9 protein-coding genes are annotated in these 13,069 nt (G+C 71.3%); all 9 read left to right on the forward strand.

Annotation, left to right across the window (positions count from 1 at the left end):
• The 9 genes from BM342_RS16980 to BM342_RS17020 all read left to right on the forward strand — a co-directional run bounded on the left by BM342_RS16980 (nt 1) and on the right by BM342_RS17020 (nt 12,964).
• Nucleotides 1-972 (forward strand): AAA family ATPase, encoded by a 972-nt coding sequence (locus BM342_RS16980; RefSeq protein WP_092968230.1) that lies wholly within the window; start codon nt 1-3, stop codon nt 970-972.
• Nucleotides 969-2,393, forward strand: coding sequence for a DUF58 domain-containing protein (locus BM342_RS16985; protein ID WP_092968232.1), 1,425 nt, complete (start codon nt 969-971; stop codon nt 2,391-2,393). The genes BM342_RS16980 and BM342_RS16985 overlap by 4 nt, the downstream gene beginning before the upstream one ends.
• The gene (locus BM342_RS16990) at nt 2,390-4,822 is read left to right on the forward strand and encodes a transglutaminase TgpA family protein (RefSeq protein WP_092968233.1); all 2,433 of its coding nucleotides are present in this window, start codon (nt 2,390-2,392) and stop codon (nt 4,820-4,822) included. Before BM342_RS16985 ends, BM342_RS16990 begins: the two co-directional genes overlap by 4 nt.
• A complete protein-coding gene (locus tag BM342_RS16995) occupies nt 4,819-5,484 on the forward strand; it encodes a zinc-ribbon domain-containing protein (protein WP_143109919.1) in 666 nt (221 codons plus the stop codon). The genes BM342_RS16990 and BM342_RS16995 overlap by 4 nt, the downstream gene beginning before the upstream one ends.
• Nucleotides 5,485-5,607: 123 nt before the next feature.
• Nucleotides 5,608-8,607 carry an FtsK/SpoIIIE domain-containing protein gene (locus BM342_RS17000; protein WP_092968237.1) on the forward strand — a complete coding sequence of 1,000 codons (3,000 nt, stop codon included), beginning with the start codon at nt 5,608-5,610 and terminating at the stop codon, nt 8,605-8,607.
• A 187-nt stretch (nt 8,608-8,794) separates the two neighbouring features.
• Nucleotides 8,795-9,940 carry an ABC transporter substrate-binding protein gene (locus BM342_RS17005; protein ID WP_255368887.1) on the forward strand — a complete coding sequence of 382 codons (1,146 nt, stop codon included), beginning with the start codon at nt 8,795-8,797 and terminating at the stop codon, nt 9,938-9,940.
• Nucleotides 9,941-9,954: 14 nt separating this feature from the next.
• A complete protein-coding gene (locus BM342_RS17010) occupies nt 9,955-11,154 on the forward strand; it encodes an ABC transporter ATP-binding protein (protein ID WP_092968241.1) in 1,200 nt (399 codons plus the stop codon).
• 2 nt (nt 11,155-11,156) lie between these two features.
• A complete protein-coding gene (locus tag BM342_RS17015) occupies nt 11,157-12,068 on the forward strand; it encodes an ABC transporter permease (RefSeq protein ID WP_092968243.1) in 912 nt (303 codons plus the stop codon).
• 113 nt (nt 12,069-12,181) lie between these two features.
• Nucleotides 12,182-12,964, forward strand: a complete 783-nt coding sequence (locus BM342_RS17020) for an ABC transporter permease (protein WP_255368926.1) — start codon at nt 12,182-12,184, stop codon at nt 12,962-12,964.
• Nucleotides 12,965-13,069 lie beyond the last annotated feature (105 nt).

Below are 13,069 nucleotides of genomic sequence, written 5' to 3' on the forward strand. Positions count from 1 at the left end.
ATGACGATGACACCAGACGAGGCCGCGCGCTTCGCCGCGAACCTCGACCGTCTGGTCGGCGCGGTCGAGACCGTGCTGCTCGGCAAGAACCTCGTGATCAGGCTCGCGTTCACCGCGTTCCTCAGCGAGGGCCACCTGCTGCTCGACGACGTCCCGGGCACGGGCAAGACCTCGCTCGCGAGGGCGATGGCGCAGTCGGTGCACGGCATCAGCAACCGCGTGCAGTTCACCCCCGACCTGCTGCCGGGCGACATCACGGGCGTCACCGTCTACGACCAGCGCAGCGGGGCGTTCGAGTTCCACCCGGGGCCGGTGTTCGCGAACATCGTGCTCGCCGACGAGATCAACCGGGCGAGCCCGAAGACCCAGTCGGCGCTGCTCGAGGTCATGGAGGAAGGCCAGGTCACCGTCGACGGCCAGACCCACCCCGTCGGGCACCCGTTCATGGTCATCGCGACCCAGAACCCCGTCGAGCAGGCCGGCACGTACCGACTCCCCGAGGCCCAGCTCGACCGATTCCTCATGCGCACCTCGATCGGCTACCCCGACCACGCCTCGACCATCCGGATCCTCGAGGGGGCCGATCACCGCGCGCACGGCGTGCAGGTCGAGCCGCAACTGGGCGCCGACGAGATCGTGCAGATGGCCGCCGCGGCGCGCACGGTGCACGTCGACCCGACGATCCACGACTACGTGTCCAGGCTCGTCGACGCCACGCGCACGACCAGGGAGGTGCGCCTCGGCGTGAGCGTGCGCGGCGCGCTCGCACTCATCCGCGCGGCGAAGACGCACGCGGCCGGACGCGGCAGGCACTACGTCGTGCCCGATGACGTCAAGGCGCTCGCCGAGCCCGTGCTCGCGCACCGGCTGATCCTCGACGCCGAGGCGGAGTTCGACGGGGTGACGGCGTCGAACCTCATCGCGCAGGTGCTCATCGAGACGCCGCCCCCGTCATCGAGGCAAGCGGTGTGAGTCTCGCCGAGACCCGCACCACGATGCCCGAGGACGCCCGTCGGGAGGGCTTCCTCGCGGCCTTCATCGCGCACCTGGTGCTGGCCGTCGGCCGCCTGCTCGGCGTGCTCGACGACTGGCGGCGCGCGGTCGCCTCGGTCGTCACGGCCCGTGGGTGGTCCGTGATCCTGGGTGCGGTCGTCGCCATCGTGGTCGGGTCCTCGTTCGGGTGGATGGAGCTCATCGCGCTCGGGTCCGGGCTCGCGATCGTCGCCGCCGTGGCATCGCTGTGGCTGCTCGGTCGAGGGGCGTCGACCATTGGACTGTCCCTGCCCGTTCCGCGTGTGGTCGTCGGCGAGCCGGCGCAGGCGAGACTGGTCGCCGAGAATCCCGGGCGTCGAAGGTGGGGCGGGGTCAAGCTGGAGGTGCCGGTCGGTCGACGCGTGATGGAGTGGGTGCTCCCCGGGCTCGCCCGAGGCGGCTCGTTCGACCGGTCCTTCAGGGTCCCGACCGATCATCGCGGCATCGTGCCGATCGGCCCGGCGCGCACCGTGCGTGCCGACCCGCTGGGGCTGGTGCGCCGCGAGATCGTGTGGTCGGAGGTGGCCGAACTGCATGTGCATCCCCGGACGGTCGCCATCGCGGCGCTCAGCTCGGGGTTCGTCCGCGACCTCGAGGGTTCGCCCACGCGGGACCTGACGGCGAGCGACATCTCGTTCCACGCCCTGCGCGAGTACCTTCCGGGTGACGACCGGCGGTTCATCCACTGGAAGTCGAGTGCGAAGACCGGCACGTTCATGGTGCGCCAGTTCGAGGAGACCCGGCGCAGCCGGCTGATGGTCGTGCTCGACCTCGATCCCGAGGCGTACCGCGACGACGCCGAGTTCGAGCTCGCCGTCAGCGCGGCCGCCTCGGTCGGGGCGAGGGCGATCCGCGACGCGCGAACGGTGTCGTTCGTCGTCTCGGGTGTCGTCGTGGCGCCCGGGCAGACGAGGACGTCGACCTCGGCGGCACGTCCGCAGGCGTCTCCGGTCCGGCCGGGCGTCGCGCTTCGGCGCGGAGGCGCGATGCGGCGTCCGCAGGGGCTCGGCCCGGCCGGGCTCGTGCGGGAGCTGCCGATCGTCACGCGCGACCGCCTGCTCGACGCGCTGTGCCTCATCGAACGCGATGACCGTGCGGCGATGCTCCCCGACGTCGCATCCGCCGCAGCGGAGTCGCTGCCGGGGGTCTCGCTCGCCTTCCTCGTCACCGGGACCGGACGGGGCTCGGCTCCGCTGCGCGCCGCTGCGTCGCGCCTGCCGATGGGCGTCGACGCGATCGCGGTGCAGTGCGCACCCGAAGGCGACGCGACCGTGCGCACGGTCGCGGGCCTGACCGTCTTCGGCGTCGGCTACCTCGAGGATCTGCGCGCGATGCTCGCGCGCAGGGCATCGGTCGCATGAGCGGGCAGCTCGGCGCCGCGCGGGGCGCCCGCCCCGGTGACGAGGCGGGCGTCTCGCGGCGTCCGCGCCGCACGGAACCGGCGCGCGACGGCGCCGTCCTCGGCGTCGCCGGCGGCGTCGGGCGGTCGCCCTGGTCGTGCGCGGTGTCCGTCGCGCTCATCTGGCTGCTGCTCGCGACGGCCATGATCCCGTGGTGGCCGGTGTACGAGAGCGGCGAGTTCCTGATCGCGGCGGCGGTTGCGATCGTCGCGGGAACCGGCATCGGACTCGTCGGCGCGTGGCGCGGCTGGCCCTCCTGGGCGGTGCTCGTGGCGCTGGCGATCGCCTACCTCCTGCTCGGCGTGCCGGCGGCCGTGCCGTCTCGCGCGATCGCCGGCGTGCTGCCCACGCCCGCCGGCATGCTCGACCTCATCGCGGCGACGGCGCTGTCATGGAAGCAGCTCGTGACCATCGCCGTGCCGGTCGGGTCGTATCAGGCGCTGCTCGTGCCGCCGTTCCTGCTCGGCCTGCTCGCCTCGACGATCGCGGTCACGATCGCGTTCCGCACGCGGCATCCGGTCGCCGCGACGCTCCCGCCTGCGTTCCTCATGACGGCCGGGATCCTCCTCGGCGTCGTGCACGGCGGCCTCGCGCTGCCCGCGGGGCTCGCCTTCCTCCTCGCGGTCGTGGCGTGGCTCGCGAACGTCGCGATCCTCGACCGGCAGGCGATCGGCTCGCGCTCCTCCGTCGAACGGGCGCTCACCGACGCGCGGCGCGTGTTCGGGGCATCTGCGATCGTCGCCGTCGCGCTCCTCGGCGCCACCGCGGCGGCCGTCGTGCTGCCGACCCCAGTTCGAACGGTCGTGCGGTCGGAGGTGCAGCCGCCGTTCCGACCCCACGAGTACGAGAGTCCGCTCGCGGCGTTCCGTGCGGCGTTCGAGCCTGCGAGGTCCGACGACGTCATGCTCGAGGTCGACGGCCTGCCGCCGGGTACGGGTCTGGCCGTCGCGACGCTCGACACCTACGACGGCATCGTCTACTCGGTCGGCGGTTCCGACGGCAACTCGGTGTCCGGCAGCTTCACCAGGCTGCCGTACCGGCTCGATCAGACGGGGGTGGAAGGCGATTCCGTGCAGATCTCGGTGGCCGTCGACGCCTACGAGGACATCTGGGTGCCCGGCGTCGGCCAGCTCGAACGGATCGACTTCGGCGGCCCCCGGGCGGAGACGCTGGCCGACGGATTCGTCTACAACGACACGACGGGCACCGGGGCCGTCGTCTCCGGCCTGTCGCGGGGCGACTCGTACGTCGCGTGGTCGGTGGCGATGCTCGATCCCACCGGCATCGCCTCCATGCAACCGGGCACGAGCGTGGTGCCCGCCGCGCCCGACCTGCCCGACGAGCTGACCGCCCTGCTCAACACGTGGGCGCCCGTCTCCGGGGCCCCGGGGGAGCGGCTCGCGGCCGTGGTCGACGGGTTCCGCAGCACGGGCTTCGTCAGCCATGGCATGCTGCAGGACGAGGCGCCGAGCCGCTCGGGGCACGCGCTCGATCGGCTCGAGCAGCTCGCGACCGACCAGCCGATGGTCGGCGACGGCGAGCAGTACGCCGTGGCCGCCGCCCTCATGGCGCGGAAGATCGGCTTTCCGGCACGCGTGGTGGTGGGCTATCTGGCGACGGATGCCGCGGGCGGCGGTTCCGACGGCGCCGCCACGGCCTCGGGCGGTTCGGCAGCGACGACCTCCACCACCGTGTTCCACCGCGACGACCTCCAGGCGTGGATCGAGGTGCAGCGCGACGACGGCGCGTGGATCGCACTGGATCCGAACCCGAGCCCGCGGCCCGTTCCCGAGCCCGCGCCCGAGCAGCCGGAGGAGGTCTCCCGACCGGAATCCGCCCTGCCGCCCCCGCCCGAGCGCACGCAGGTCGATGAGCAGGATGCGCCGGCCGACCACTCCGACGAACGCCCACAGGACGACCTCGGGCGGTGGCTCGGCGTGCTCACGACCGTCGCGACCGTCGCGGGCGTCAGCGTGCTCGTGCTCGCCCTGATCGCGAGCCCGTTCCTCGCGGTGATCGTGGCGAAGATCCGGCGTCGACGGGTGCGCCGCACCACCGGTTCCCCGGTCGAGCGGATCGAGGGCGGGTGGCTGGAGTTCGCCGACACGGCGGCCGACTACGGCTATCCGATCCGGTCGAACTCGACGAGGGCCGAGCAGGCCGCAACGGTCGGGGGGCTCTCGGCGCTGGTGCTCGCGTCGGTCGTCGACCGTGCCGTCTTCGCACCCGGCGAACCCGAGGCGGGCGACGAGGAGCGCGTGTGGCGCTCGGTCGACGAACTGCAGCAACGCCTCGCGGCACCGCGCACGCGTCGTGAGCGCTGGCGAGCGGCGATCTCGCTGACCTCCCTCGGCGGGTACGCTGTCAGCCGGAGAGGGGGTCGACGATGAGATGTCGCATCTGCGGTGCCGCGCTGCCCGACGGCGCGATGTTCTGCGGGCACTGCGGTTCGTCGACGAGCGCGACCCCCGAGTCGCGTCGCCGGCCCGATCCGAGGCCCGGTGACACGACCTCGCTCGGCAAGGGCTTCCGTCGCAGCGGCGTCGTCAGCGTGCCGGTGGGGCTCGAGATCGAGGATCCGGATGCCTCCACGTCCGCGGAGGCACCTGCGGGCCAGCCTGCCGCCGACGCCCTCGCGGGCAGCCCCGGATCCTCGGTCGACGCCGTGGCACCGACCGACGCCGGAGCCGGTTCGGGTTCGGCTTCCGAACCGGTCGCGGGCGAGCGGACCCGGTTCGTGCTGCGGTTCGCCACGGGCGAAGTGCGCGTCGTGTTCGGCACCGGACTCATCGGGCGTCGTCCGCTTCCGCAGCCGGGCGAGGCGTTCGACCATCTCGTGCACATCGAGGACCCGGGGCGTTCGGTGTCGAAGACCCACCTCGAGTTCGGCGCGCACGAGGGCACGCTCTGGGTCGCCGACCGCTTCTCGGCGAACGGCACCGTGATCCGTCGCGCCGACGACGACGTCGTGCGCTGCGAGCCCGGCCGCCGCTACCTCGTCGGGGCGGGCGCGGTCGTCGAACTCGCCGAGCAGTCCTTCACGATCGGCTGACGCGGGCGAGACGTCGGCGCCGATGGCCGGCACCGTCCCTCCACAGGGCGAGCGGATGTCGCGGGCGGGCCGCATCCCCGGGGTCGTGGCCGGGGTCGACACCCGTCGTGCTTGCATGGCGTGATGCCGCCCAGACTCTTCGCGCCGCCAGACGCAACCCGGCTGCCGCTCGCGTTGCCGCCTGCGGTCCCCGACCCGAGTCCGCCCGGATTCCCGATTCTCGCGGCCGTCGCGCCCGTCGCCGGTGCCGTCGTGCTGTGGCTGGTCACCGGCTCGATGCTCTCCCTGGGCCTCGCCGTGCTGGGGCCCCTGCTCGCGATCGCCACGTTGTTCGACGGACGACGGCAGGCACGCCGGTCCCGGCGGCGCGCGCGTGTGGAGCGCGAAGCCGCGTTCGACCGCCTTCGCGCGGAGGTCGTGGTCCGGCACGGGGTCGAGCGGGAGGCCGCCCGCGGCAGGCATCCCTCTTCGGCCGCCCTCGTCGCAGGCGGCGACGCGCCGACCTGGCGCGAGGAGAGGCCGGGCCCGGTCGTGCTCGGTGCCGCGGCGGTCGAGAGCGCGCTCCGCATCGAGGGCGCCCCGGTCGACGACCTCGACCGGAAGGCGCTCGATCACGCGCGGAGACTCGAGCACGCCCCCGTGGTGGTCGACCTCGCCGACGGCATCGGGTTCGCGGGGCCGGCCGTCCTCGTGCATGCGGCCGCGCGGGCCGTGCTCGTGCAGTGCGCGCACACGGTGAGGCCCGACGCGGTCTCGTTCGAGACGCCGGGCACCCCGGAATGGCGGTGGGTCGAGCACCTGCCGCACGTCGGATCCGGCGCGAGAGTCGTCGTGGCGGATCTCACGGGACCGCACGTCCCCGCACCGCCCGTCGTGCCGCCCACGATCGGGGGCACCTCGGCGTGCACGATCGCGCTCGCGGGCGAACCCGAGCACCTGCCGCCGGGGCTCGCATGCGTCGTCCGCATCGACGGTCCGCGATCGGCGACGCTGCTGCGTCGGGGCGCGGTCCTCGGAACGGCGCTCGAGCCGGACCTGATCGGCGAGGCCGAGGCGAGCGCCTGGAGCGTCGAGGCGCGACGGATCGCCGTCCGGGCCGGTCTCGGCCTCCGCTCGTCCGAATTGCCGGCGCTGGTGGGCGTCCGCGACCTCCCGACGATCGACTCGCCCCACTGTGGCAGGTCGACGCTGCGCGCACCCGTCGGGGCGACCGCCGACGGCGTGCTCGAGCTCGACCTCGTCTCCGACGGGCCCCATGCGATCGTCGCCGGCACGTCGGGGAGCGGCAAGAGCGAGTTCCTCCTGGCGTGGATCCTGCAGATGGCGGCCGTTCATCCACCCGAGCGCGTGTCGTTCCTCCTCGTCGACTTCAAGGGCGGCGCGGCGTTCGAGCCCGTCGCCGGGCTGCCGCACGTGGCGGGCATCGTGACCGACCTCGACGACGCAGAGGCCGAGCGAGCGGTGCAGAGCCTGACCGCGGAGCTCCGGCATCGAGAGCGTGCACTGCGCCTTGCGAACGTGCGCGACATCGCCGATCTCCCCGACGAGACCGAGCTGGCGCGGCTCGTCGTGGTCGTCGACGAGTTCCAGGCGATGATCCAGCGCTTCAGGGACCTCGGGCAGGTCGTCGCGGACATCGCGTCCCGCGGCCGCTCACTCGGGGTGCACCTCGTCCTCGCCTCGCAACGGCCCAACGGGGTGCTCGGCGAGCAGGTCACGGCGAACGCTCCGGTCAGGGTCTCGCTGCGGGTCATGACCAGGGCCGACAGCGTCGCGGTGGTCGGCATCGACACGGCCGCGGGCATCCCGGCGGACCGTCCGGGGCGCGGCGTGGTCGATCGGGGCGACGGCGTCGCGGTGCCGTTCCAGTCCGCGCTGGTCGATGCGGAGGCCGTCGACGCGGTGCGTCGCCGATTCGCGCACGCGGGCCCGGTTCGCAGGCCATGGACGGATCCGCTTCCGTCCTCGCTGCCCCCGGCCGAACTGGCGGCGGCACGACTGGCGGCGGCCGACCCGTCCGACGCCTCCGTCGCATCGTTCGCCCCGGTCCGGGCCAAGGCCGCGCAGGGCGCCGGCCAGGCGGTCCCGACCGTCGTCTTCGGGCTCCTCGACGAGCCCGACCTGCAGCGGCGAAGCCTCGCGGGCTGGACCGCCGCCGACGACGGACACCTGCTGGTGCTCGGCATGCCGGGCAGCGGCCGGTCGACGGCGCTCGGATCGATCGAGTCCGGCCTGCGGGCGATCGGGGGAGCGGCGTCGTCGGTGCTGCGGCTCGGCAACGACGCTCCATCCGACTGGCACCTGCTCGCCGACCTCGTCGTCGCGGCACGCGCCGGAACCTTCCGGCCGGGCGTGCTCGTCGTCGACGACCTCGACACGTGCCTCCTCGCGTGGCCCGACGAGTACCGGCATGCGGCCGTCGCGATGCTCGGCGAGCTCATGCGCGACGGCCGCCGCCGCGGGTTCGCCGTCGCGGCCTCGGCGGTGCTCGCGCACCGCCTCTCCGGGGGCCTGGGCGACCTGTTCGGTGCGGTCGTGCACCTGCGGCATCCGAGCCGCTCCGAGCTCGCGCACGCCGGGGGTGCCGGTGATCTCTGGCAGCGGGACTGCCCGCCCGGTGCGGGCCAGTGGCGCGGGCGGCGGCTGCAGGTCGTCGACGCATCGCCGCTCGGTCCGCGCACGGGCGGCGTCGACGCGCCCGCCCGCGCGCAGCTCGACCGTCCCCTCGTGGCGATCGTCTCGAGCACCGCGGCGCGCGACCTCGACGGCCTGCGCTCCGCCGGCCTGCCGGCCACGCGGCTCCTCGCCGGAGGGGAGCGCGACGTGCTCGCCGCGCGGGCACCCGATGCGCCGCTGCTCGTCGTCGGCGATGCAGACGCCTGGGCGGCGTCGTACGGGCTCGCCGCACGAATGCGGGAGTCGGGCACGATCGTCGTGCGAGGCGGGCTACGCGAGTTCCGGGCGCTGGCACCTGCGGCGGCGGGTCGCACCGGGTCGATCGCCCTGCCACCGCTCCTGGCCGACGACGGTCGGGAGTGCTGGGTGATCGAGCCCGGCGAGGTGGCGGTTCGTCGAAGCTGGCCGACGACGGAAACACTTGCATATCACGTTGAACGGCACTGAATCCGCATGTTCTGTTCCCAGAAATTAACGATTCGGACATCGACTCGTGAAATGCGGCCCTCAGTGTGGCAATATCGACGCACCCCATGGCAACGTCGCTGACCCGAATGGAGCACCCGTGACCTCTCGGCCCCTTCCCCAGGATCCGATGATCCGTTCGCTGATCGCACAGGCACGTGCGTCGCAGATGACTCGTCGCACCATGCTCGCCGGCGCCGGAGCCGGTGCATCCGCACTCGCGCTCGCCGCCTGCTCGACCGGCGGGGGCGCCGCGAAGCCGACTCCCGCCGCCGACAAGTCATCGACCGACAAGACGCTCAACTGGGCGAACTGGGCCGCGTACATCGACGAGGACGACGCGGGCAACTACCCGACGCTGCAGGCCTTCGAGGAGCAGACCGGCATCAAGGTCAACTACGACGTCGCCGTCGACGACAACAACACGTACTACGGCAAGGTCAAGGACCAGCTCGCGCTCGGTCAGGACATCGGTGCCGACACCGTGTGCCTCACGGACTGGATGGTCGGGCGCTGGATCCGGTTCGGGTACACCCAGGAGCTGAACCACGACAACATCCCCAACATCGCGAACCTGACCCCGGCGCTGCGCGATCCCGACTTCGACAAGGGCCGCTCGTTCTCGCTCCCGTGGCAGGGCGGCTTCGCCGGCATCTGCTGGAACAAGGAGGCCTTCCCCGACGGCCTCGCCTCCGTCGAGGACCTCTGGTCGTCCGAACTGAAGGGCCGTGTCGGCGTGCTCTCCGAGATGCGCGACACCATGGGGCTCATCATGCTGCAGAACGGCGTCGACATCGCGGGCGACTGGGGCGACGCGGAGTTCGATGCCGCGATCGACGTGCTGACCGAGCAGGTCGAGTCCGGACAGGTCCGCAACATCAAGGGCAACGCCTACCTCGAGGACCTCAAGAGCGGCGACACGCTCGCGGCGATCTGCTGGTCGGGTGACATCACGGTGATCAACGCCGAGGCCGGCGACAAGTGGGAGTTCGCGATCCCGACCGCCGGCGGAACGCTGTGGAACGACAACTTCCTCGTGCCCATCGGCTCGACGCGCAAGACCAACGCCGAGATGCTCATGAACTACTACTACGAGCCCGAGGTCGCGGCCGAGGTGGCGGCATGGGTGAACTACATCACTCCGGTGGTCGGGGCGAAGGAGGCGGCCGAGGCGATCGACCCCGAGCTCGCCGAGAACCAGCTCATCTTCCCGAACGAGGAGACGCTGTCCAACGCACACATCTTCCGCACCCTCACGGGCGCCGAGGAGCAGAAGTACCAGGCGCAGTTCCAGAGCATCCTGCTCGGCGTCTGAGAGGGATCGAGATCATGGCAGTACGCGAATTCGCCGAGCGGGGCGCAGACCTCGAACTCGTCGGTCTCCAGAAGCGCTTCCCCGGATTCACGGCGATCCAGAACCTCGACCTCAAGATCCCGGCGGGTTCGTTCTTCGCGCTCCTCGGGCCGTCCGGCTGCGGCAAGACCACTACCCTCCGCCTCGTCGCCGGACTCGAGGAGCCCACGCAGGGGCGCATCCTCATCGGCGGCAAGGACGTGACCGCGACCCGCTCGCACGAGCGCCCCGTCAACACGGTGTTCCAGAGCTACGCGCTCTTCCCGCACATGAGCATCATCGAGAACGTCGCGTTCGGGCTCAAGCGCCGTCGCATCGGAGACCCGCTCGCGAAGGCCCACGAGGCGCTCAAGCTCGTCGAGCTCGACCACCTCGCACAGCGTCGACCCCAGCAGCTCTCGGGCGGACAGCAGCAGCGCGTCGCCCTCGCGCGCGCGATCGTGAACCGTCCGGCGCTGCTCCTGCTCGACGAGCCGCTCGGAGCGCTCGACCTGAAGCTGCGTCGCCAGATGCAGCTCGAGTTGAAGACCATCCAGGAGGAGGTGGGCCTCACCTTCCTGCACGTGACCCACGACCAGGAGGAGGCCATGACCATGGCCGACACCGTGGCCGTCATGAACAAGGGCGCCATCGAGCAGATGGGTGCTCCCGAAGCGCTCTACGACCTGCCGCAGACCGTGTTCGTCGCGAACTTCCTCGGCCAGTCGAACCTCTTCTCGGGCGAGGTCGTCGGCGCGACCGACACGGCCGTCTCGGTCGACGTCGGAGGGGCTCGTCTCGTGGTGCCCAAGGCCAGGGCGCGCCGCCACAACGGCGCGGTCACGGTGGGCGTCCGCCCCGAGAAGGTCTCGCTCCACACCGAGGCGCCGATCGCCTCGGCCGAGCGCAACGTGGTCGGACCCGGTCGAGTGCTCGACGTGTCGTTCTCGGGTGTGAGCACCCAGTACCTCGTCGACATCCCGGGCCAGGGCACCGTGCTGGTGTTCGCCCAGAACACCGGTGCGGGCCCGAACGTCGGCGTCGGCGCGGAGGTCTACACGAGCTGGCAGATCGAACACGGATTCGGCCTCGACGACACCGTCGCCGCGACCGAGCGATTCACCGCCGACGACTCGACGACCGCGATCGCCGCGCAGCGGCGCGACGACCTGGTCGCCGAGCTCGAGGAGGGCTGAGCATGGCCTTCGCAGCGTTCGCGACCGCGGAGGCCCAGCCCCAGGCACCCCGCAAGACGAGCCGGATCGCGCTCCTCCTGCTGCTGCCCGGCATCCTCTACCTGGTGCTGTTCTTCCTGACGCCGCTCATCTCCCTGCTGCTCACCTCGCTGCAGGCGCCGCTCGAGTACGGCGACATCGGCCAGTACCAGTACGCGTTCAACTGGCAGAACTACGTCGACGTGATGACGACGTACTGGCCGCACATCCTGAGGTCGTTCGGCTACGCGCTCGCCGCGACCGTGTTCGCGCTGGCGTTCAGCTACCCGCTGGCGTACTTCATCGGCGTCAAGGCGAGGCGCTGGCCGCTGCTGCAGAGCCTCATGCTCGTGCTCGTGATCGCACCGTTCTTCATCAGCTTCCTGCTGCGCACCCTCGCCTGGAAGCAGATCCTCTCCGACGAGTCGTTCATCATCACCTCGCTCAAGGCGCTCTCGCTGCTCGCACCCGACGCGCACTTCACCGGCACGCCGTTCGCGGTCATCTTCGGTCTGACGTACAACTTCATCCCGTTCATGACCCTGCCGCTCTACACCGCACTCGAGCGGCTCGACCTGCGATACCTCGAGGCGGGCAGCGACCTGTACGCGAACCCGTTCACGGTGTTCCGCAAGATCACGATCCCCCTGTCGATGCCGGGCATCGTCGCCGGAACCCTGCTCACGTTCATCCCGGCAGCAGGCGACTACGTCAACGCCAGCCGCGACTTCCTCGGCGGTCCAGACACGCAGATGATGGGCAACGTGATCGAGGCGAACTTCCTCGTCCTGCTGAACTATCCTGCGGCCGCCGCCCTGTCGATCATTCTGATGGCCGCGATCCTCGTGCTCGTCGGCATCTACGTCAAGCGTTCCGGAACGGAGGACCTGCTGTGAGCGGAGAAGTCCAGGCGGCCGCCGTGCTCGGCGGGTTCACCGAGAGCCAGGAGGTCGAGGACCGTCGTCGTCCGCGGCCGCAGCGATCGTCGCGATTCGGGCTCGGCTCGTGGCTGCTGCCCGCCTACACGGTCATCGCCTTCGTGTTCCTGTTGATCCCGATCGTGTACACGTTCGTGTTCTCGTTCAACGACTCGGTGAAGTCGAACATCGCCTGGCGCGGATTCACGCTCGACAAGTGGCTGAACGTCTGCAACGTCGAAGGCGGCGCCGTCTGCCAGGCCTTCGCCAACAGCGTGATCATCGGCGTCGTGGCAACGGTCGTCGCCACGACGCTCGGCACGATGATCGCGATCGCGCTGGTCCGGTACCGGTTCCGTGCTCGGTCGGTGATCAGCCTGCTGCTGTTCCTGCCGATGGCGACTCCCGAGGTCGTGCTCGGCGCCGGCCTCGCCGCGCAGTTCCTGGCGGTCGGCGTGCCGAAGGACATGACGACGATCATCCTGGCGCACACGATGTTCTGCATCAGCTTCGTCGTCGTGACGGTCAAGGCGCGCGTCGCGAGCCTCGACCCGGCGCTCGAAGAAGCCGGGCGCGACCTCTACGGTTCGCCTGCGCAGGTGTTCTGGCGGGTCACGTTCCCGCTGCTGACTCCGGGCATCGTCGCGGCCGCGCTGCTGTCGTTCGCGCTCAGCTTCGACGACTTCATCATCACGAACTTCAACTCGGGCTCGGTCTCGACGTTCCCGAAGTACATCTACATCTCGGCTTCGCGCGGCATTCCCGCCGAGGCCAACGTCATCGCCTCGGCGGTGTTCCTCTTCGCACTCGTCCTCGTGATCGGCGCACAGGTGTCCCGTGCGGCGCGCGCGAAACGACTTGCGAAGCTCGGCTGACCCGAACCGAGCAACCCATCGGATGCCGCGCCGGACTCGTTCCGGCGCGGCATCCGTCGTCGGCGGGGCCCGCGACGCACTGCGGCGGAGGCCGCATTCGACGAA

This window comes from Agromyces sp. CF514, from assembly GCF_900113185.1.
Lineage (GTDB): Bacteria > Actinomycetota > Actinomycetes > Actinomycetales > Microbacteriaceae > Agromyces.